The sequence below is a fragment of the Labrys methylaminiphilus subsp. lupini genome, assembly GCF_051161885.1.
Lineage (GTDB): Bacteria > Pseudomonadota > Alphaproteobacteria > Rhizobiales > Labraceae > Labrys.
On the sequence record NZ_JBMDIH010000001.1, the window covers coordinates 3,634,410 to 3,655,088 of the forward strand.

21 protein-coding genes and 1 riboswitch are annotated in these 20,679 nt (G+C 66.6%); of the genes, 9 read left to right on the forward strand and 12 right to left on the reverse strand.

Features of this window, described 5'->3' with window-relative positions; all coding sequences use genetic code 11:
• Window positions 1-642, forward strand: a complete 642-nt coding sequence (gene otnC, locus ACN6KF_RS17185) for a 3-oxo-tetronate 4-phosphate decarboxylase (RefSeq protein ID WP_434958006.1) — start codon at window positions 1-3, stop codon at window positions 640-642.
• Between the two features lie 95 nt (window positions 643-737).
• On the opposite strand, the gene cobM is transcribed toward otnC, so the two are convergent.
• From cobM to cbiE, 3 genes are read right to left on the reverse strand one after another with little or no spacing between them, the layout of a single operon-like run.
• On the reverse strand, window positions 738-1,499 hold the full coding sequence (cobM, locus tag ACN6KF_RS17190; RefSeq protein ID WP_434958007.1) for a precorrin-4 C(11)-methyltransferase: 762 nt from the start codon (window positions 1,497-1,499) through the stop codon (window positions 738-740).
• Window position 1,500: 1 nt separating this feature from the next.
• A complete protein-coding gene (locus ACN6KF_RS17195; RefSeq protein ID WP_434958008.1) occupies window positions 1,501-1,890 on the reverse strand; it encodes a cobalamin biosynthesis protein in 390 nt (129 codons plus the stop codon).
• Window positions 1,887-3,122, reverse strand: a complete 1,236-nt coding sequence (gene cbiE, locus ACN6KF_RS17200; RefSeq protein ID WP_434958009.1) for a precorrin-6y C5,15-methyltransferase (decarboxylating) subunit CbiE — start codon at window positions 3,120-3,122, stop codon at window positions 1,887-1,889. The genes ACN6KF_RS17195 and cbiE overlap by 4 nt, the downstream gene beginning before the upstream one ends.
• A gap of 184 nt (window positions 3,123-3,306) precedes the next feature.
• Between cbiE and ACN6KF_RS17205 the strand changes: the two genes are divergently transcribed.
• Window positions 3,307-4,059 carry a cobalt-precorrin-6A reductase gene (locus tag ACN6KF_RS17205; RefSeq protein WP_434958010.1) on the forward strand — a complete coding sequence of 251 codons (753 nt, stop codon included), beginning with the start codon at window positions 3,307-3,309 and terminating at the stop codon, window positions 4,057-4,059.
• A 17-nt stretch (window positions 4,060-4,076) separates the two neighbouring features.
• Here the strand turns inward: ACN6KF_RS17205 and cobJ are convergent, their stop codons facing one another.
• The 7 genes from cobJ to ACN6KF_RS17240 form a co-directional block, all read right to left on the reverse strand.
• On the reverse strand, window positions 4,077-4,826 hold the full coding sequence (gene cobJ / locus ACN6KF_RS17210; protein WP_434958011.1) for a precorrin-3B C(17)-methyltransferase: 750 nt from the start codon (window positions 4,824-4,826) through the stop codon (window positions 4,077-4,079).
• Entirely contained in the window at window positions 4,823-5,566 is a 744-nt protein-coding gene (locus ACN6KF_RS17215) for a precorrin-2 C(20)-methyltransferase (protein WP_434958012.1), read from the reverse strand. The genes cobJ and ACN6KF_RS17215 overlap by 4 nt, the downstream gene beginning before the upstream one ends.
• Window positions 5,563-6,192 carry a precorrin-8X methylmutase gene (locus ACN6KF_RS17220; protein ID WP_434958013.1) on the reverse strand — a complete coding sequence of 210 codons (630 nt, stop codon included), beginning with the start codon at window positions 6,190-6,192 and terminating at the stop codon, window positions 5,563-5,565. The genes ACN6KF_RS17215 and ACN6KF_RS17220 overlap by 4 nt, the downstream gene beginning before the upstream one ends.
• 78 nt (window positions 6,193-6,270) lie before the next feature.
• Window positions 6,271-7,656 carry a precorrin-3B synthase gene (cobG, locus tag ACN6KF_RS17225; RefSeq protein WP_434958014.1) on the reverse strand — a complete coding sequence of 462 codons (1,386 nt, stop codon included), beginning with the start codon at window positions 7,654-7,656 and terminating at the stop codon, window positions 6,271-6,273.
• Window positions 7,653-11,081 carry a cobaltochelatase subunit CobN gene (gene cobN / locus ACN6KF_RS17230; protein WP_434958015.1) on the reverse strand — a complete coding sequence of 1,143 codons (3,429 nt, stop codon included), beginning with the start codon at window positions 11,079-11,081 and terminating at the stop codon, window positions 7,653-7,655. Before cobN ends, cobG begins: the two co-directional genes overlap by 4 nt.
• On the reverse strand, window positions 11,081-12,115 hold the full coding sequence (cobW, locus tag ACN6KF_RS17235) for a cobalamin biosynthesis protein CobW (RefSeq protein WP_434958016.1): 1,035 nt from the start codon (window positions 12,113-12,115) through the stop codon (window positions 11,081-11,083). The genes cobN and cobW overlap by 1 nt, the downstream gene beginning before the upstream one ends.
• On the reverse strand, window positions 12,112-12,495 hold the full coding sequence (locus ACN6KF_RS17240) for a DUF1636 family protein (protein WP_434958017.1): 384 nt from the start codon (window positions 12,493-12,495) through the stop codon (window positions 12,112-12,114). Before ACN6KF_RS17240 ends, cobW begins: the two co-directional genes overlap by 4 nt.
• A 108-nt stretch (window positions 12,496-12,603) precedes the next feature.
• Window positions 12,604-12,820, reverse strand: a riboswitch (cobalamin riboswitch).
• Window positions 12,821-12,915: 95 nt separating this feature from the next.
• Here ACN6KF_RS17240 and ACN6KF_RS17245 point away from each other — a divergent pair.
• The 6 genes from ACN6KF_RS17245 to ACN6KF_RS17270 all read left to right on the forward strand — a co-directional run bounded on the left by ACN6KF_RS17245 (window position 12,916) and on the right by ACN6KF_RS17270 (window position 18,232).
• On the forward strand, window positions 12,916-13,284 hold the full coding sequence (locus ACN6KF_RS17245) for a hypothetical protein (protein ID WP_434958018.1): 369 nt from the start codon (window positions 12,916-12,918) through the stop codon (window positions 13,282-13,284).
• Between the two features lie 196 nt (window positions 13,285-13,480).
• Window positions 13,481-13,936, forward strand: coding sequence for a (2Fe-2S)-binding protein (locus ACN6KF_RS17250; protein WP_434958019.1), 456 nt, complete (start codon window positions 13,481-13,483; stop codon window positions 13,934-13,936).
• A gap of 4 nt (window positions 13,937-13,940) precedes the next feature.
• Window positions 13,941-16,130, forward strand: coding sequence for a xanthine dehydrogenase family protein molybdopterin-binding subunit (locus tag ACN6KF_RS17255; protein ID WP_434958020.1), 2,190 nt, complete (start codon window positions 13,941-13,943; stop codon window positions 16,128-16,130).
• 124 nt (window positions 16,131-16,254) lie between these two features.
• On the forward strand, window positions 16,255-16,761 hold the full coding sequence (gene cobU / locus ACN6KF_RS17260; RefSeq protein ID WP_434958021.1) for a bifunctional adenosylcobinamide kinase/adenosylcobinamide-phosphate guanylyltransferase: 507 nt from the start codon (window positions 16,255-16,257) through the stop codon (window positions 16,759-16,761).
• Window positions 16,762-16,773: 12 nt separating this feature from the next.
• The gene (cobO, locus tag ACN6KF_RS17265; protein ID WP_434958022.1) at window positions 16,774-17,379 is read left to right on the forward strand and encodes a cob(I)yrinic acid a,c-diamide adenosyltransferase; all 606 of its coding nucleotides are present in this window, start codon (window positions 16,774-16,776) and stop codon (window positions 17,377-17,379) included.
• Window positions 17,380-17,569: 190 nt separating this feature from the next.
• On the forward strand, window positions 17,570-18,232 hold the full coding sequence (locus ACN6KF_RS17270) for a phosphatase PAP2 family protein (RefSeq protein ID WP_434958023.1): 663 nt from the start codon (window positions 17,570-17,572) through the stop codon (window positions 18,230-18,232).
• Here the strand turns inward: ACN6KF_RS17270 and ACN6KF_RS17275 are convergent, their stop codons facing one another.
• Both ACN6KF_RS17275 and ACN6KF_RS17280 read right to left on the reverse strand, forming a co-directional pair.
• The gene (locus tag ACN6KF_RS17275) at window positions 18,233-19,132 is read right to left on the reverse strand and encodes a lipid kinase (protein WP_434958024.1); all 900 of its coding nucleotides are present in this window, start codon (window positions 19,130-19,132) and stop codon (window positions 18,233-18,235) included.
• Between the two features lie 175 nt (window positions 19,133-19,307).
• The gene (locus ACN6KF_RS17280; RefSeq protein ID WP_434958025.1) at window positions 19,308-20,006 is read right to left on the reverse strand and encodes an ABC transporter ATP-binding protein; all 699 of its coding nucleotides are present in this window, start codon (window positions 20,004-20,006) and stop codon (window positions 19,308-19,310) included.
• A gap of 78 nt (window positions 20,007-20,084) precedes the next feature.
• On the opposite strand from ACN6KF_RS17280, the gene ACN6KF_RS17285 reads away from it, so the two are divergent.
• Window positions 20,085-20,675, forward strand: a complete 591-nt coding sequence (locus ACN6KF_RS17285) for an arylesterase (RefSeq protein ID WP_434958026.1) — start codon at window positions 20,085-20,087, stop codon at window positions 20,673-20,675.
• Window positions 20,676-20,679: the final 4 nt, after the last annotated feature.

Genomic DNA, 20,679 nt, shown 5'->3' on the forward strand with positions numbered 1-20,679 from the left:
ATGTCAGGAGACGAAAACCGCCTGCGCGAACAGCTCTGCTTCCTGGCCAAATCCCTGTTCGATCGCGGCTTCACCGTGGGCTCGAGCGGCAATATCAGCGTACGCCTGCCCGACGGCTACCTGGTGACCCCGACCAATTCCTGCCTGGGGCGGCTCGACCCGGCCAGGCTTTCGCGCCTCGATACGGAATGGCGGCATCGGGATGGCGACAAGCCGACCAAGGAAATTCCGCTCCATCGCGCCATGCTCGCCGCAAGGCCGCAGGCCGGGGCCGTCGTCCATCTGCATTCGACCTATGCGACGGCGGTCTCCTGCCTCGACGATGTCGATCCCGTCGATGCCTTGCCGCCGCTCACGCCCTATTTCGTCATGCGGATCGGGCGCCTTGCCATCGTGCCCTACACCGCGCCCGGCGATCCGGCCGTGGAGCACCACATCGCCGCAGCAGCGCCCCGCCACAAGGCGATCCTGCTCGCCAATCACGGCCCGGTCATCGCCGACACCACGCTGGAAGCCGCCGTCAATGCGGCAGAGGAGCTGGAGGGAAGCGCCCGCCTCTTCATCGTCACCCGCGGCATGGCGGTGCGAGCGCTGACGCCGGCGCAGGTCGGCGCGCTGGAAAGCCAATTCGGCAAGGCCTGAAGATGACTCGTCACCCAACAACCGCTTCAGGTTAGCAAAGCGCTCGCTTTCGATAGGAACTCATCGCTGCTCGCCGGAGGCGATAGCCCTGTCCGTCACCCCTCGAAGCCGCGATAGCGCCGCTTGTAGTCGGTGTCGTAGAGCGCGCTCTCGCGAAAATCCTCGGTGGCGAGCGTACGCCCGATCAGGATCAAAGCAGTGCGCTCCATCGGCTCGGCCGCGATCTTGCCTTCGATGTCGCCGAGCGTACCGGTGACGACACGCTCATCCGGCCAGCTCGCCCGGAAGACCACTGCAACCGGGCAGACGCTGCCGTAATGCGGCGTCGTCTCCGCCACCACGCGGGCCAGCGCATGGATGGAAAGATGCACCGCCAGCGTCGCACCGGTCTGCGCGAAGGCCTCGAGCGTCTCGCCCTCCGGCATCGCCGAGGCCCGGCCCGAAGTGCGCGTCAGCACCACCGATTGTGCAACTTCCGGCAGCGTGAGCTCCTTGCCGAGCACCGCGGCAGCAGCCGCAAAGGAGGGCACGCCCGGGGTAATGGTATAAGGAATGCCGAGGGCCCTGAGGCGGCGGGTCTGCTCGCCCAGCGCGCTCCAGATCGAAAGATCCCCTGAATGCAGCCTGCTCACGTCGAGGCCTTCGGCATGCGCCCGTTCGATCTCGGCCATGATCAGGTCGAGCGTCAGGGGCGCGGTATCGACCACGCGTGCATCCCCAGGCGCCAGCGCAATGATTTCCGATGGCACCAGGGAGCCGGCATAGAGGCAGACCGGACAGCGCGCCACGAGATCGCGGCCGCGCACGGTGATGAGGTCGGGCGCGCCGGGACCGGCGCCGATGAAATGAACGGTCATGTCAGGCCTCGTTGACGGCGATGGCGCAGGTGGCATTCGCACTGGCGATGCGCGCCCGCTTGAGTATGGATTGCGGACCGGCGCCGGCGAGCGCTGCCGTCTCGGCCACGCTGCCGAGACCGGTCAGGACGACCACGCGCTCCGAACGGGTCAGCACACGTGGCTCGGCGGCCTCCAGTGCGGCTTGCGGAACCAGCACGAGCGGTACGCCGAGGCTGGCGGCGGCTTCCGCCAACCCCGCCTCGCCCTGCTTGAAGGCCGGTGCGAACAGGCCCGAAAGCGCCGAGAGCTCAAAGCCGGCCTCCTGCAGGGCCAACCGGACGAGATCGGCGATTTCATCGGCCGGACACCCTTTCCGGCAGCCGAGACCGGCGGCGACGAACAGCTTCACGGCTTGACCACGCTCCATTGCGTCACCGGCATGGCGGGGCGCCAGCCATGCATGCTGCCGACGGGCACCAGCCGCTCTACGCCGAGACGGATCAGATCGCCGCCATGCTGGGTGAAACGCCGGGCCAGGGCCTGCTCGCTTTCCAGCGTAACGGCATTGGCGACGAGGCGCCCCCCGGGGCGCAGGGCATCCCAGGCGGCCTCGAACACGCCGTCATCCCCCGTTCCCCCACCGATGAAGACGGCATCGGGGCGGTCCAGTGCGACCAGCGCGGCCGGCGCCGCGCCAGTGACGAGGCGCAGATGCGGCACTCCGAGATTGATGGCATTGACCAGTGCCCGCGCTGCCCTGTCGGCATTTTCCTCAATGCCGATGGCCCGGTTGGACGGGTGGCGCAACAGCCATTCGATGGCAACCGAACCGGCTCCCAGGCCGATATCCCAGAGCAATTGGCCCTTGAGCGGGGCCAGCGCCGACAGGGTCACGGCACGGATCTCTCGTTTGGTGAGCTGTCCGTCATGCTCGAAGAACGCGTCGGGCAGGCCAGTGGCAAGCGGCAATGGGCGGGCATCCGGGCCGGCAACCACCTCGATGGCCAGGACATTAAGCGGATCGATCCCGTGGAGATCGAAGGCTTCTGCCCGGGCGGAGCGGATCCTCTCGCCGGTCCCGCCGATGCGCTCCAGCACGGTCAGGCGGGACAAGCCGAATCCGAGCTCGGTAAGGCGGGCAGCCGCCTTGGCGACCGTGCGGCCATCCCAGGTCAGGGCCAGGATGCGGGCATCGGGCTGGACATGCGGTATCAGCGTCTCGAACGGCCGGCCATGCAGCGAGATCAGGGCGCACTCCTGCTGCGCCCAGCCGAGCCGCGCCGCTGCCAGGGAGAAGGACGAAGGCGCGGGATGGCAGGCGATCTCTTCGGGCGGGATGAAACGCGCCAGCGTGACACCGACACCCCACAGGAACGGATCCCCGGAGGCCAGCACGACGACCCGGCGCCCTCGAGCCGCCTTGATCGGGCCGATGGCATCGGTCAGCGGGCTCGGCCAAGTCAGCCTTTCCGCCAGCCTTTCGGCCGTTCCTTCCGGCACCATCGCCAGGTGCCTGGCGCCACCGACCAGCAGTTCGGCCCTGTCAACCACGGCGGCCGCCAGCGGCGACAAGCCGGCCATGCCGTCCTCGCCGATGCCGACGATCGACAGCCAGCGATCCGAGTGCTTGATAGGGCTCATCCGACCCTCACGAGACGACAGCGCATTTCAGTTCCAACGCAATTCACTTAAGAAGAAACGCTCCGGTTTGTCATAGCCGGGCTTGACCCGGCTATCCAGAAGCCACTCGCAATCGGGCAAAAAGCTGGATTGCCGGGTCAAGCCCGGCAATGACAAAGGTCGAACCAACGTGAGTGACGCTTAAGTGACCCGCACCAATTCCCGTCCCCATGTCCTGCTGCTCGGCGGCACCAGCGAGGCTTCGGCCCTGGCCAGGCTGCTGGCCGCGCGCCCCGACATTCCGGCCATGGTGTCCCTTGCCGGGCGGACGATCAATCCCATCGAGCCACCGATCGCCTATCGTATCGGCGGCTTCGGCGGCGTCGAGGGGCTTTGCGCCTTTCTCGACGAGCATGCTGTCACCGCGCTCGTCGATGCCACCCATCCCTTCGCCGAACGCATGTCGGCCAATGCGGTCGAGGCAGCCCGGCGCATGGGCGTGCCCCTGCTTGCCTTGCGGCGTCCTGCCTGGCAGGCGGCGGACGGCGATCGCTGGAGCGAAGTGGCGGACGCCGAGGCCGCGGTTCAGGCGCTGGGCGCAGCGCCGCGGCGCGTCTTTCTGACCACCGGCCGCCTCGAACTGCCGGCCTTCCTCGCCGCGCCCCAGCATTTCTATCTGGTTCGTTCGGTCGATCCGCCGGAAGAGCTGCCGCCGCGCGCCAAGCTGATCCTTGCCCGCGGCCCCTTCGCGGAGACGGACGAAATCGGCCTCATGCGGGAAGAGGCCGTCGACATCGTGGTCACCAAGAATTCCGGCGGCAGCGCCACCTATGGCAAGATCGCCGCCGCGCGGCGCCTCAGCCTGCCGGTCATCCTGCTGCGCCGGCCTGAGACGGCCGAGGTGAAGACGGTGGCGACGGCGCAGGAGGCCCTGGCCTGGATCGAGCGGCAGGGATAGCCGGCCTGCCCAGGGGGTCACGCTTCCCATCTCCTGGGTGAATAGATCCAGGGTTCCGCATTGCCGCGCTCGATCAGCCGGGTCTGGGAGGAGCCGATCAGCACGAGCGTGCGCATGTCGACTTCTTCTGGCTTCACTGCCGACAGGCTGGTCAGGATGATCTCCTCGTCCGGCCGGCCGACGGCCTTGGCGAGCACGACGATGCGCTCGCCGGCATGGCGGCGCAGCACGTCGAATGCCTTGCCGATCTGCTCGGGCCGGGCCTTCGAGGCCGGGTTGTAGAAGGCGAGCACGAAATCACCCTCCACCGCCGCAATCAGCCGTTTCTCGATGATGGACCAGGGCTTGAGATTGTCGGACAGCGAGACCACGCAGAAATCATGCCCGAGCGGTGCGCCGAGCCGCGCGGCAGCGGCCAGGACAGCGGTGACGCCGGGAGCGACCATGATGTCGAGGTCACGCCAGGCCGGATCCCCCGCCTCGACCGCCTCGAAGACCGCCGCCGCCATGGCGAAGACGCCGGGATCCCCGCCCGAGACCACGGCAACGCGTGCCCCGCCGGCTGCGAGTTCGAGCGCGTGGCGGGCACGATCGACCTCGACCCTGTTGTCGCTGGCATGGCGCTTCGCCGGGCCTGCCGGCACGCGGTCGACATAGGGGCCGTAGCCGATGATATCGGTCGCCTCCGCCAGCAACGCGCTGGCTTCGGGCGTGACCCACTTCGCCGGCCCTGGCCCGAGGCCGATGATCATGACGCGGCCGGTCACAGCCGCCGCCCCTGGCCGGGCACCAGCAGCATGGCGAAATAGGGCGCACCGGTGAAATCGGCTGGCGGCAGCTTCATGATCTTCTCGCCGGCCATGGTGCCGCGTTCGACATAGACGGTGCGCTCGGCGAGATTCAGTTCCTCCAGCACGGCGCGAACTTTCGAAAAATGCCGGCCGAGCTTCATGATCACCGCCGCGTCCGCAAGTTCGAGATGGCGCCTGAGCGCGGCCTCGTCCAGCGTCGCGGGCAGGACGGTGAGGATATCGTCGCCATAGGTGATAGGCGTGCGGGCCCGTGTCCAGCAGCCCGCCATGCCCGAAACGCCGGCGACAACCTCGGTCTCGTAGGAGGGAGCCAGACGATGGAAGATCGGCATGAAGGAGCCGTAGAAGAAGGGATCGCCCTCCGACACCACCACGACATCGCGACCGGCATCGAGGTGATCGGCCAGCCGGCGCGCCGATTCGTCATAGAAGCTGCCGAGCGCCGAATGGTAGACCGGATCGGCGGCGGACACTTCCGTCGTCATCGGATAGGTCAGTTTTTCCTCGATGACGCCATCGGCAAGAAAGCCTTCGATGATGGTGCGGCCATGGCCGCGCTGCCCCTGCTTGCAGAAATAGGCAATGACGGGCGCAGCGCGGATGAGGCGCGCCGCCTTCAGGGTCATCAACTCGGGATCGCCGGGGCCGACGCCAACGCCATAGAGACGACCCAAAGGAGACGTCGGGCTATTCATTCGATTTCGCTCGCCAGGGCGTTGATCGACGCCGCTGTCATGGCGCTGCCGCCCTTGCGGCCGCGCACGATCAGCCAGGGCACCTTGCCCCAGGCCTTGAGGTCGTCCTTGGATTCGGCGGCACCGACGAAACCGACGGGAATGCCGAGAATGGCAGCGGGCCTGGGCGCACCGCGGTCGATCATGTCCATGAGATGGTAGAGCGCGGTCGGCGCATTGCCGATGGCAACCACGGCGCCGCCGAGACGCTCACGCCAGAGTTCCATGGCCGCCGCAGTGCGGGTGTTGCCGATCTTGCGGGCAAGATCGGGCGTGCGTGGATCGTCGAGCGTGCAGATCACGTCGTTGTCAACAGGCAGGCGGGCACGGGTCACCCCATTGGCCACCATCTTCGAATCGCACAACAAGGGCGCACCGGCCTGGAGCGCGGCGCGCGCGCTCGATACCAAGTCGGAAGACATCTCGACATCGGCAGCGACCTCGACCATGCCGCAGGCATGGATGATGCGCACGACGACGGGGGCCTCAAGGGCCGAAAAGCGCGACAGGTCGCTTTCGGCACGGATCATCGCGAAGGAGCGGCGATAGATCTCGGCACCGTCACGGATATAGTCGCGTTCAGACATGGTCACAGCTCTTGAAACTCTTTTCGGCTGGAAGAAACTGCAATTCCATCGAATCGCAACTGTCTCCAACTCCTTGTTCTAGCGCATTTTCTTAATCGGAAAGTCGCTCAACTTTTCTGGAAAATGCTGTAGTCGCTTGGCCAAAAACGCCGTCAATTCGCCCAAGGACATCGGTTCCGTCTCGCTCGGCGCCTTGCTGTCGGCGTCGAAGGCGATGCCGTAGCGTCCGCCCTGCCCCACCAGCGTGATCGAGGCTGGCGCGCGCCGCGCGCAGCCCTTGGCACAGCCCGAGACATGCACGCTCGCCCCCCTTTCGATAAAACCGGCCAGCACCGGCGCCAGCCTGGCAGCATCGGCTTGTGCCGGCGCTTCGCCGGATAGACAAGAAGGGCTGCCGGGGCAAGCGGCGATGGCAAGACGAGGGTCGTCGGGGTCGACGACGAGGCCGAGGGACGACACCTCAGTGGTGACGTCGACGGCAAGCGGCGCCAGCAGGATGGCGCGCCAGGGCGTCAGGCGCAGCGTAGCGCCATGCCGCGCCGCGATGGCAGCGAGGCCTTCGAGCTGGCCGGCATCGAGCCGCCCGAACGGAGCCGCGGCGGTAAAGAAGCCCGCGTCGTGGGGGCCGGCGAGACGAGTGGGTGCAACTGCCTTCTCCACGAAGTGGGGAAGGTGGCCCGACGAAGTCGGGCCGGATGGGGTGGGGTTCGCTAGAAGCATATTATCCGGATAGAGTGCCGCTAGCGGGCCACACCCCATCCGTCGTTGCTTCGCAACGCCACCTTCCCCACTTCGTGGAGAAGGTAAGTGTGCCTCATCCTGCAACCGCCTCACCAGATCGCGCATGCGGCGTTCATCGGGCTGGCGCAAAGCGAGGAAGCGCTCGGCAACGCCGAGGGCCGCCTCCAGGGCTTCTTCCACCCTCACCCGTCCGAGTACTTCCCCACCGGCTTCCAGGCGGAGATGCCCGTCATCCTCGGCCCGGAGAGCGATATCGGCCTCGACGTCGTCAAGCGGCAGCACGCCGCCGCCGTCGAGCAGAAAGCCGAATTTGGCCGGGAGAGAATGGAAACGCTCGTTTCCAATCAGCCTCAGCTCCAGCGCTCGGATCATAGGGTGCACGTCAACAGGCGCGCTCGGATCGAGCCCGGCGAGCGGGCTTGCAATCACGTTGCGGACCTGTTCGGCGGCAGCACTGGCATCGAGCAGGCCCAGTTCGGCAAGCCGGTCGAGCAACGGCTGCAGGGTTTCGTCGCTGACGCCGCGCATCTGCAGATTGGCACGGGAGGTCAGATCGATCAGGCCATTGCCGAAGCGCCGGGCAGCCTCGGCCAGCGCGGCCGCGCGTTCCGGGCTGAGATCCCCGCCGGTGAGACGTACCCGCACGATCAGTCCGTCCCCCGAGCGCATCGGCCTGAGCGCCCCCGGACACCAGCCCTTGACCTGATTGGACGGCTCGCTCACGCCGCTCTCCCAGCTTCGTCCAGCAGGCGGCTGGCAGAATTGCGACGCGGCTGCCACAGCCCCCGGCGGATCGCTTCCGCCAGCCGCGCCCGGATCGCCCGACCCGCAGCGGGATTGGCTGAAGCGAGGAAGGCCGCGACCTCCTCATCCTCGACATAGGCTTCGTGCATGCGATCGAAGGCGGCATTGGTGACGATGCCGGCCGTCGCCGAGAAGGCGAACAGCGAATCCATGGCATTGGCCATCTCGGCGGCCCCGGCATAGCCATGCACCATCATGCCGTCGATCCAGCGCCGGCTGGCGGCCCGGCCATGCACGAGGCGGCCGACCTCCTCGCCGAGGCTGCGCAAACGCGGCGCCTGCGGATTGGAGAGATCGGCGTGATAGAGGGCGGCCTTGGCACCGAGTGCTTCCAGCGCCGCCGCAAAACCGCCCTGGTAGGCCGCGAAGGTGACGTCGTCGAGGATGTCGATCTCGCGATGATCCTGGCCATGGACATGGGCATCGGCCGAGGCGACCCGCTCAGCGAAGACAGCCGGTACGGCATCGCCCTCGATGCCGGCGCCATAGGCATGACCGCTGGCGGCGAGATAATCACGCCCGAGATCGGCTCGCGTCTCCCAGGCTCCCCGCGCGATACGGTCGGTGATCCCCGCGCCATAGGCTGATGGGGCAGCGCCGAAGATGCGCAGCGGGCGCTCGCCGCTCGCCTTCGCCGTGGCGGCCAGCGGATTCCATTCCGCGCTTTCCTCCAGGGCGGCGACGGCCCTGACCGCTTCGTCGAACAGCGCGATCTGCTGGGCGAACACATCGCGGAACAGGCCTGATATGCGCAGGGTCACGTCGACGCGCGGCCGGTCGAGCCGCGCCTGCGGCAGGATCTCGAAGCCCGAGACGCGATTGGAGCCGTTATCCCACACCGGCTTGACGCCCAGCAGGGCCAATCCTTGAGCGAGATCGTCGCCACCGGTGCGCATGGTCGCCGAGCCCCAAAGGTCGAGCACGATACGTTTGGGATAATCGCCGTGATCCTGCAGATAGCGCTGGATCAAGGCATCCGCCGCACGCGATCCAATCGCGTAGGCGGCACGGGTCGGAACCGCCCGTGGGTCTGTTGTGGTGAGGTTACGTCCGGTCGGCAGCACGTCGGCGCGCCCGCGCGTCGGCGCCCCGGCGGGGCCGGGCCGCACGAAAAATCCGTCGAGGCCGGCGAGAAGGCTTGCCATTTCGCTGTCACCGCAACTGTCGAGCCGAGCGGCCAAAACCGGACGCTCCTCCTCGCCGCAGGAGGCAGCCAGGACATCGAGGAGGTGGGCGCTCTCCTCCGGCCGACGCCCGAAGACATGCAGCCCGTCGCGGATCTGCAATTCCTTGACGTCGCACAGGAAGGCATCGAGGCGCGCCAGCGTCTCGTCCTCGTCGAGGCCGGGAGCGATGCCGCATTCGGCGCTCAGGCCTGTTTCGACGGCTCGCTCGAGGATCTCGCGCCTGAGATAGGCCATGCGGCGCTGGTCGAGGCCATCGGCGCTGGCATATTCGTCGATCAGGCGCTCGACCTCGATGGCCCCGCCGGAAAGGCCAGCCTCCCGCAAGGGCGGGGTGAGATGGCCGATGGTGACGGCGCCGAGCCTGCGCTTGGCCTGTGCCGCCTCGCCGGGATTGTTGACGATGAAGGGATAGAGCACCGGCACGGACCCTGCAGCCAGTTCCGGAAAGCACTGGGCAGATAGGGCCGCCGCCTTGCCTGGCAGCCATTCCAGCGTGCCATGCGTGCCGAGATGGATCATCGCGTCGATGCCGAAAACCTGGCGCAACCACAGATAGAAGGCGAGATAGGCATGGCGCGGCGGCAGATCGGGCGAATGGTGGTCGCCCTTGCGGTCAAGGGCCGAGCCGCGATCGGGCTGCACTGCCACCGCGACATGGCCGCAGAGATGGCCCGCAAAGCGGAAGGCGCCGTCGAGGCAAAGCGGATCGGTTGATGGATCGCCCCACTGGGCCGCGAGCTTGTCCCGGAGGGTAACGGGAAGGGTGTCGAGCCAGCTCCGGTAAACCGCGAGCGGGAGGGAAAGCTCCCTGGGGTCGGAGGCTTCCGGCGTGCTCTTATCGGCCGTGTTTCCGAGGGCAGGCTCGAGGCTTACAATCCCAGGAAGAGATCGGCCCAACCGCTCCAGCAGATCGGCACCGCTTTGTGGCAGATCACCAACTACATACCCCTCGTCGCGAAGCCGCTCCAGGATCGCCAGGGCCGAGGCGGGCGCATCGAGGCCAACGGCATGGGCGAGACGGCCGTCTGCACCCGGATAGTTCGAGAGGATCAGGCCGAGCCTGCGCTCCGTCCGCGCCTTGGCGGCGAGACGGGCCCAGGCGGCGGCCTTGGCGGCCACGGCGGCGATGCGCTCGTGATGGGGAGCATGGGCGAGACGGCTGAAGGTGCCCTCCTCGCGTTCGGCCTTGAAGGAGATCACGCCAGCCGAAAGGCGGCCATCGAGTTCCGGCAAGGCGACATGCATGGCAAGGTCGCTGGCCGACAGCCCGCGGGTCGAGGCTTCCCAGGCCTCCTGCGCCGAGGAGGAGGTGATCACCTGCAGGACGGGGCAGCCGGCCACGTCCAGCGGCGAAGCACCGTCGTCGGCCAGGGCCGAGAAGGCAGTGGCATTGAGGATCACCCGGGGCTGAAGGTCCTCAAGCTGCCGGCGCACCCATGCCGCCGTTTCCCCATCCTTGAGCGAACCGACATAGAGGGCGGATACGGCGAGGCCCTCGGCACCGAGGGCCAGCGTCAAGGCCTCGATGGGAGCAGTGTCGGCTGAGAGCAGGATGGAGCGATAGAAGAGGATGACAGCGCGCCCATACCCTCTCCTCGATGGGGAGGGTCGAGGCGAGGACGCCTGCGCTCCAAGGAACACCCCATATTTCAGCACGGCGACCGGTGCTTCCGGCTCGCCGAAATCGAAACCGCCCAGCCTTGCGGCATAAAGCAGCGACGCATGGGCATTTTGCGGGCCGCCTTCACGCCAGTAATGCGCGAGCCGGTCCAGGGCATCCTGGGGCACGGTGGAGAGCTGGGACAGGCGTCCATCGGGCCTGTCGTCACCGGGAATCAAGGCGAGCGCAATGCCATTGTTGCGTGCCGTCGCGGCCAGTTCCTCCGCGCCATAGCGCCAATAATCGAGTCCGCCGAGCAGGCGCACCACGATCACCCTGGCATGGCGAGCAGTCTTCTCGATATAGAGGTCAACAGACATCGGATGGCGCAGCTTCTGCAACGGCGCCAGGCGCAAATCGTCAAGGCCGGAAGCGGCCGCCAGAGCGAGGTCGCTATCGGTCAGCGAGGCGAACACGATCGCGCCGGGTGCCTGACCCAGATCGATGGCGGCCTCGCTGGCGTCGAGCGAACGCGTATCGGCCGGCAGCAGATGCATCAGCCCTCCAGCGTCTTGCGGATGCCGGCCTGGTCGATACCCTTCTCGCCGATGATGACGAGGCGGCTCGAACGGGTTTCCTCCGGCGCCCAGGCGCGGTCGAAATGCTGCGAGAAACGGGCGCCGACGCCCTGGACCAAGAGGCGCATCGGCTTGCCGTCGACAGCGACGAAGCCCTTGATGCGCAGGATATCATGTTCCTCGGCCGCCGCCTTCAGCTTGTCCACCAGGGCATCGGCATCGAGAATGGCGGGCAGGTCGACGATGAAGGTATCGAAGTCGTCGTGGTCGTGCTCGGCCTCGTGGTCGTGGTGGGAGGGACGCGCCTCCAGATCGTTCTCGGCCGCGGCCCCGAGGCCGAGCAGCACGGCGGCATCGATGCGGCCCTCGGAGGTGCGCACCACCTTGACGGCGCGCGGCACCGTCTTCTCGATGTCCTTCTCCACGCTGTCGGCTTCGCCGGCGGAAAGGAGATCGGCCTTGTTGAGCACGACGAGGTCGGCGCAGAGGAGCTGGTCCTCATAGACCTCCTCGAGCGGATTGTCGTGGTCGAGGGAGGCGTCGCCCTCGGCCTGGCGCTTGAGCTCTTCCGGATCATCGGCAAAGCGTCCGGCCGCAACCGCGGCGCCGTCGACCACGGCGATGACGCCGTCGACGGTGACACGCGAACGGATCGCCGGCCAGTTGAAGGCCTTGACCAGCGGCTTGGGCAGAGCGAGGCCAGAGGTCTCGATCACGATATGCTCGGGCGGGTTGGGGCGCGACAGCAACATTTCCAGCGCCGGCACGAAATCATCCGCCACGGTGCAGCAGATGCAGCCATTGGCGAGTTCGACGATGGCGTCTTCCGGGCAGCTCTCGATGCCGCAGGACTTCAGGATATCGCCGTCGACGCCGACATCGCCGAACTCGTTGACGATCAGCGCCAGCCTGCGGCCATTGGCGGTGGCCAGCAGATTGCGGATCAGCGTTGTCTTGCCGGCTCCGAGAAAGCCGGTGACGATGGTGCAGGGAACTTTGGTGTGCGCGTTCATTCGGCGGCGTCCTTGAGTGTTGGCATGGGTGGGATGCGCGCGATCATGCTGCGCTTGAAGACTTCAGGACGGCCGCGCCAGGGCATCAGGCCGTCGGTGGAATGGGCCAGCAGGCTGACGCCGGTGAGGACGTCGGGGCCGCTCTCGGCACTGAGATCACCGAAGACATAGGTCCAGGTACCTTCGGCCGTGAGCGCCACCGTGCAGGAACGCTTGCAATTGCCCAGACATTCGACCGGCTGCAACTCGACGCCTTCAGGCAGCATGCCGGCGAGCGCATCGCGCAGCCGTGCCCCCTGGCGCGGCGCGTCGGGATCGTCGCCCTCGCGCCTGCAGGTCACGCAGACGAGCAGCCGAACTGGAAGAGGTGTTTGTGGCATCGGCCCTGTTCATCGCCGCCGAAGCGGATGGAGGGCGCGGGACCGACGGCGAGGCCGACGATCGTCCGGGAAAACGGAACCGGCCTCCGAGGCGCCCCGCCCGGACCGGTGACAAGGTTGCGAACGGCAGGTCTCCTGGCTCGCAGCTCATCGCCCCCCGCCGCCTTCCCGGTTACCCAGTGGCCTCGAGGCGGGGCGCTCGCCGCTTACAGTTGCGGGGGCAGCCGCGGCTTTGGCATCCAAGGCAGCCATCGACTGGCCGCTCTTCATCCGCACCGCATTCCCTCTTCTCTCATAACGAGAGACCGATCGTGGCTGACATAAGGGGTGTGCGGACGGGCTTGTCAATGTTCCCGCTTCCAAAGCACGCGCAAAATCCGGCATAAAGGGCGGCGACGTCGCCACACCGACGAGGTTGCCATGCCCGAAGAGAAGCTGCCGCCGATACCGTCATCCGAGCCGCAGAAGATCGACGTCATCTTCCGTGGCGGTTCGGTGACGGCCATCGGCGTCGTGCTCGCCTTCTCGCTGGGCTTTCTCAACAACTGGGCATCGCAGCCAGGAACCTGGATCCCGGAAGACCTGGCCGCCGTCTTTCTCATCGGGGGCGGCATCATCTTCCAAGTCTGGGCGCTGGCCGGCATGCTCTCGGTCAAATCACTGGAGGCGCCAGTCTATCGCCGCATCGTGCGCACCTTCATGATCGGCCTCATCCTCGTCTCGGTCGGCGTCCTCGTCGCCATCGCCGGCGACGCGCTCGGCTATAGCCGGATCTGGTTCAAGCAATAGGCCGGGGGCCCCTTCGCAACTGGCGGCCACATTTCTCGACCGTTTCCAGACTGCACAAACTCTCACGTCTGCGTTACCCGTCACCCCGCCGCCATGATTGCCGCCACAATTCTGCCTTCCCGCAATCGCCCACCAGAAGGCCGACGCCGATGGGCCCGGCACTTCTGCCCGGCATCAGCCGCTGGAAGGCCTGCCCATGGTTGCCATCACCGTCAATTCGACCGTCCACCGGCTCGACATCGAGCCCGAGACCCCTCTGCTCTGGGTCCTGCGCGATGAACTCGGCCTCACCGGCACCAAGTTCGGCTGCGGCATCGCCCAATGCGGCGCTTGCACCGTCCATGTGAACGGCGCCGCCATCCGTTCCTGCCAGACCCAGATCGGTGACGTCGACGGCGCCACCATCACCACGATCGAAGGCCTGTCGGCGGACGGCAAGCATCCGGTCCAGCAGGCCTGGCTCGCCGAGGACGTGCCGCAATGCGGCTATTGCCAGTCGGGCCAGATCATGGCCGCCGTCGCCTTCCTGAAGGATACGCCCACCCCCACCGACGCGGATATCGACAACGGCATCACCAATATCTGCCGTTGCGGCACCTATCCGCGCATTCGCGCCGCCATCCATCGCGCCGCCGAACTGATGAAGGGATGAGGCCATGAACGCGATCGACCGCACGTCCACCGCGCTGAGCCGGCGCAGCTTTCTCGCCATCGGCTTCTCTGCCGCCGGCGGCCTGATGATCGGCGGGTTCATCCCCGCTGCATCACAGGCCCTTGATATCGCCGACCAACCCTGGGGCGGTGCTTCCACCGACGGCGAGATCAATGCCTGGATCCTGATCGAGCCCGACGACACCGTGATCATCCGCGTGGCGCAATCGGAAATGGGCGAAGGCATCTTCACGGCCCTGCCGATGATCGTCGCCGAGGAACTCGGTTGCGACTGGGCCAAGGTGAAGCCCGAATACGCCTCGGCCAACCGGAATTTGCGCGAGAACACCGTCTACAAGCGCATGGGTACCGGCGGTTCGGGCGCCGTGCGCCGCTCGCGCGAATTCCTGCAGGCAGCCGGCGCCAATGCCCGCGAAAGGCTGGTGCAGGCTGCTGCCTCGCGCTGGCAGGTGGCGGCCGAAAGCTGCAGCGTCGATGCCGGCAAGGTGCTGCATCAGGCCAGCAATCGCAGCCTGCGCTTTGGCGAGCTGGCCGGCGAGGCTGCCAAGGTCACGCTGACGAGGGAGCCGGCCATCAAGACGCCCGAACAGTTCACGCTGATCGGCAAGCCGCTGGCGCGTCTGGATACGCCGCCCAAGCTGACGGGGGCGGCGCAATTCGGCATCGATATCCGCCTGCCTGACATGGTCTATGCCGCCGTGGTGACCTGTCCCGTCTTCGGCGGCCGCGTGAAATCCCATGACGAAGCCGCCATCAAGGGGCGCCGCGGCATCCTGGCGGTGGTGCCGATCGAGGGCGGCCTCGCCGTGGTGGCCGACCGGTTCTGGCGCGCCAAGGAAGCGGCACTCGCCTTGCCCGTGATATGGGAAGAAGGCTCGGCCGCCGATACGGACAGCAAGGGTTTCGATGCCGACTATGTCGCAGCCCTCGACGGCCCCGCCGTCACGGCGCGCAAGGAAGGCGATGTCGACGCCGCCCTCGCTCGCGGCAAGCGTGTCGACGCCCTCTACCAGGCGCCGCATCTGGCCCATGCGCCGATGGAACCGCTCAACTGCACCGCCCATGTCCATGACGGCAAGGTCGAGGTCTGGATGGGCACGCAGAATCCCGACATGGCGCTCCAGCTCGCCGCCAAGGCGGCCGGTGTCGCGCCCTCCGAGGTGGAGATTCACAATTGCTTCCTCGGCGGCGGCTTCGGCCGGCGCGCCGTCAACGACGAACTGGTGCAGGCCGTGACGGTGTCGAAGGCGGTGGGCAAGCCGGTGAAGCTGGTGTGGACGCGCGAGGAGGACATGCGCCACGACCGCTATCGCCCGCAGGCCGCCATCCGCTTCCAGGCGTCCCTCGGTGACGACGGCCTGCCGGCCGCAATCCATGTCCGCACAGCCGTGGGTTCCATCCAGCGTTCGCTCGGCTGGGGCAAGGTGGAGAACGGGGTCGAACCTTCCGCGGTCGAGGGCCTTGCCAACATGCCCTACCGCTCCGGCGCGGCCCAGGTCGACTGCATCCTCAAGAACACCCATGTGCCGGTGATGTTCTGGCGTTCGGTCAGCTCGTCGCAGAATGCCTTCGCCCTGGAGAGCTTCATCGACGAACTCGCGCTGGCCGCCGGCCAGGATCCGTATCGCTTCAGGCGCAAGCTCCTCGAGGGCAAGCCTGATTTTCTCGCCGTGCTCGATAGGCTGGCTCAGAAGAGCGATTGGGGCAAGCCGCTGCCCAAGGGCCAGGGGCGCGGCATCGCCATCCATGAATCCTTCGGCACCATCGTCGGCGAGGTCGTCGAGCTCGCCGTCAGCCCGCAGGGTGAGGTGAAGGTTCAGCGCGTGGTAGCAGCCGTCGATTGCGGCCATGTCGTCAATCCGCTCACCGTGGAGATGCAGATCGAGAGCGCGGTGATCTATGGCCTCTCGGCCGCCCTGTTCGGCGAGATCACCATCGAGAAGGGCGCGGTGGTGCAGGGCAATTTCGACGACTACCAGGTCGCCCGCCTTGCCGATACGCCTGTCATCGAGACCCATCTCGTGCTCAGCGGCGGCAAGAAATGGGGCGGGATCGGTGAGCCCGGCACGCCGCCGATCGCCCCGGCGGTCTGCAATGCGATCTTCGCCGCTACCGGCAAGCGCATCCGCAGCCTGCCGGTCAGGAACACCGACCTGAAATGGGGACCGGTGTGAGCTTGTTCGGAGCGCGGACTTCCAGTCCGCATCTTGGAAACCTCGCGCTTGCGGTAGAGGAAGATGCGGACTGGAAGTCCGCGCTCCACTTGCCTTCCTGCCCAAGACCCGGCAGGAAGGCTCCATGTCCCAGCCTCGACTCACCCTGGTCCTCGGCGGCGCGCGTTCCGGCAAGAGCCGGCATGCGGAGAACCTGATATCGGCCCATCCCGCCCCCTGGACCTATATCGCCACCGCCGAGACCTTCGACGACGAGATGCGGGCCCGTATCGGCGAGCATCAGGCCCGGCGCGACGCCAATTGGCGCACGGTCGATGCCCCTCTCGCCCTACCCGGAGCACTCGCGGCAACGCAGGGCCCCGTGCTGGTCGACTGCCTGACGCTCTGGCTCACCAACCTCATGCTCGGCGGCCACGACCTCAAATCCGCCTTCCTCCAGCTTCAGGAGAGTCTCGGGGCGACGTCCGGCCCGGTGGTGATGGTCTCCAACGAGGTCGGTCTTTCCATCGTGCCTGACAACGCCCTGGGCCGCGCCTTCCGCGACGAGCAGGGCCGGCTCAATCAACAGATCGCAGCCCTCGCCGACCAGGTGATCTTCATGGTGGCAGGCCTGCCGATGGTGGTGAAGTGATTGGATGCTGACATGACCGACGATGCCGCGCGCCACAAGGCGAAGATGGAAAAGCGCAAGGCGGTGCAGGACGCCGAGGTCGCCTCCAAGACCATCACCGAAAAGGGCCTCTTGATCGTCAATACCGGTCCCGGCAAAGGCAAGTCCACAGCCGCCTTCGGCCTGATCATGCGCGCGCTCGGCCATGGCTGGCAGATCGGCGTGGTGCAGTTCATCAAGGGCGCCTGGTCGACCGGCGAGCGCAAGGCGCTGGAACGCTTCGAGGATCTGGTGACCTGGAAGAGCATGGGCGAGGGCTTCACCTGGGAGACCCAGGACCGCGAGCGCGACGTCGCCGCCGCCGGCCGCGCCTGGGAGGCGGCCAAGGCGATGCTGGCAGACCCCGCCATTCGCCTCGTCGTGCTCGACGAGATCAACATCGCGCTACGCTACGACTATCTCGACCTCACCGAGGTCGTCGAGACCCTGAAGGCACGCCGGCCGGACCTGCATGTCGTCGTCACCGGCCGCAACGCCAAGCCGGAGCTGATCGAGGCCGCCGACCTGGTGACGGAGATGACTCTGGTGAAGCATCATTTCGCCGCCGGGGTGAAGGCCCAGCAAGGCATCGAGTTTTAATGATTCGATACGATACTTGTCATGCCCGGCAAGGCCGCAGGCCTTGGGAAGGGGATCCAGGGGTTGCAGGCAGCGCTTTTAGGCCCCTGGATCCCTTTCCCCTCACGTTCACAAGCAAGCTTGTAAACGCTCGGCCGGGAATGACAGCCGGCTCCAGCGTCTTCATCGTTAGCAGAGCCTCGCAATCCTCATGATCCAACAGCATCCCGAGCGCTCGGCGCTGGTCGCCATCCTTTGCGTCGCCGGCGCGGCCCTGATCTTTGCCGTGCTAGCCGGCCTGGTCACGCAGGGAGGCACGGAAGCCTTCGATCGCGCCATTCTCCTGATGATGCGCAATCCCGCTGATCTCACCGATCCGCTCGGGCCGGGCTGGCTCGAGGAAATGATGCGCGATTTCACCGGCCTGGGCGGCGTCGGCGTGCTGACGCTGACCACCCTGGTCGTAGCGGGTTTTCTTGCGCTTTCGGGATCGCCGCGCAGTGCCGTCTTCGTCATCCTCGCCATCGGCAGCGGCATTCTGATGAGCTCGCTCTTGAAATACGGCTTCGACCGGCCGAGGCCGGACCTGGTGGCGCATGGGTCCAGGGTCTACACGTCGAGCTTTCCCAGCGGCCATTCGTTCATGTCCGCCACCGTCTATTTCACGCTCGGCATCATGCTGGCCCGCAGCTTTCCCTCGCGAGCCCTGTCGATCTACATCATGGTGGTGTGCACGCTGCTGACCTTCGTGGTCGGCATCAGCCGCGTCTATCTCGGGGTGCACTGGCCCACCGACGTGATCGCCGGCTGGGTGATCGGCGCCGGCTGGGCCCTGTTCTGCTCGCTCCTGGCGCAGCGTCTGTCGGGACATTGATCAGCCAGACTTCGCCGGCGGCGCATAGACTTCGATGGCGTGGCGCCGGAGCTTGAAATGCGCCGGCGTCCAGGTGGTAAGCTCGCCGTCGGTGTTGACCGGGCGCGGCCGGTTGGTGCGGATCACCAGTTCGGTGGTGGCGAAGGCCCGCACATCGTCCCACTGGCCATGGGTACCCTTGCGCAGGCTCGGCAGCAGCTTGAGCAGGCGCCACCAATGATCGACCTCCAGGCTGTAGAAATCCAGCTTGCCGTCGTCCGCCGTGGCGGTTTGCTCGACGCTCATGCCGCCACCGTAATATTTGCCATTGCCGACCGAGACCTGCAGGGTCTTGATCCTCTCGGTATGGCCGTCATGGTCGAGATAGGCGGTGAAAAGCTGCGAGCGCGCCAAGAGCCGGGCCGCCACGATGCCATAGCCGAGCTTGCCGAACATCTTCTTGGCCTTCTCGGAGAGCTCGGCGGCAAGGTCGGCACTGAAGCCGATGCTGGCCACGTTGAAATAGAGCTGGCCATTGACTTCGCCCAGGTCCATGGGTCTGGGCTGCCCCGATACGATGAGCTCGGCAGCTTGCACAGGATCGGCCGGGATCTCGACCGTGCGGGCGAAATCGTTGGCGGTGCCGAGCGGCAGCACGCCCAGCGGCAGGCCCGCCTCCATCAGCCCTCGGGCGGCGGCGTTGAGGCTGCCGTCGCCACCACCGACGATGACGAGGTCGCACTCCTCCCGGCGCCGCAGGATCACGTCGGCGATCTTCTCATCCCCTTCCGGGCTCGCCTCGAGGAGATCGATGCCGCCCGTCTCCAGCACCTTGCGGATCGCATCGGTGCCCTTGCCGCCATTGCGCGCGTTGGGATTGACGATGAAAAGGGCACGCCTGCCCTGTCGTGAATCAACCATACTCTTCCCCAGTGCCCCTCGCGCAAGGCGCGAGACCTAAAACCGAATTGCCTAATCGGCAATCTGGCGCATTCCGTGGCCATGGCACGGCAAAGTTCGGGATCTCGGGCCTGTCGAAAAGCGCGGCATCCGGTGTGCCGGCCACGCTCCATCGGCCTGATGGAGCTGGGAAGACCTATTCCGCCGCCTCGGCCTTCGTCGCCTCGTCCGCCTCGATATGACCGGAACGGATGCGAATCATGCGGTCGCAGCGGGCGGCAAGACCGAGGTCGTGCGTCACCAGCACGAGGGTGGCGCCGCGCTCGCGCTTCAAACGGAACATCAGCTCGACGATGCCCGCGCCGGTGCCCTCGTCGAGATTGCCGGTCGGCTCGTCGGCGATCAGGATGGCCGGCTCGGGCGCCAGGGCGCGGGCCAGCGCCACGCGCTGCTGCTCGCCGCCCGAGAGCTGGGCCGGATAATGGGCTTTGCGTGCCCCGAGCCCCACAGCCTCCAATTCGGCTTCCGCCCTGGCGAAGGCATCGCGCCGACCGGCCAGTTCCAGCGGCACGGCGACATTTTCGAGCGCCGTCATGGTGGGGATGAGGTGGAAGGACTGGAAGACGATCCCGATATGCCGCCCGCGGAACTTGGCGAGGCCATCCTCGTCGAGGACACCAAGATCCTGCCCGGCGATGCGGATGCTGCCGCTGTCGGGCCGCTCCAGGCCGCCCAGCGTCATCAAAAGCGTGGATTTGCCCGAACCGGAAGGACCGACGAGGCCAACCGCTTCCCCCTGCCTTATTTTCAGCGTAACGCCCTTGAGAATGTGAACGCGCGCCGCGCCGGTGCCGAGGCTGAGATGGACATCAGCCAGATCGATCGCTTCGCTCATTCGCATCCTGCCTGAAAGGTTTTCGTGATCGTGTATCGTATCTATGCATCGATTGTGGCAATTCTCACATTGCTTGTCATGACCCCGCTCACGAGCGTGTCGGCAGCCGCCGAACCGCTGCGGCTGGTGGCCCTGGGCGACAGCCTCACCGCCGGGCTTGGCCTGGAAGCCAAGGATGCCTATCCCGCCAAGCTGCAGGCCGCCCTCGCCAAGCTCGGCGTCGAGGTGGTGATCGACAATGCCGGCGTCTCCGGCGATACCACAGATGGCGGCCTCGCCCGGCTCGACTGGTCGGTGCCCGACGGTACCAAGGCGGTGCTGATCGAACTCGGCGCCAACGACATGCTGCGCGGGCTCGATCCCAAGCTCGCCCGGGCCAATCTCGCCGCCATGCTGGAGCGCCTCAAGGAGCGCAAGATCCCGGTCCTGCTCATGGGCATGCGCGCCGCGCCCAATCTCGGCGCAGACTATCAGAAGGCGTTCGATGCTGTTTACCCCGATCTCGCAAGCCAATATGGGGCTGTACTCTATCCCTTCTTCCTGGATGGCGTCGCTGGCACACCGGGCCTCAATCAGGCCGACGGCATGCATCCGACCGCCGCCGGCGTCGACGTGATCGTTACAAGGCTGGCGCCGGTGGTAGCGGAGTTCGTAAAGAAATTGCGATAAGGCT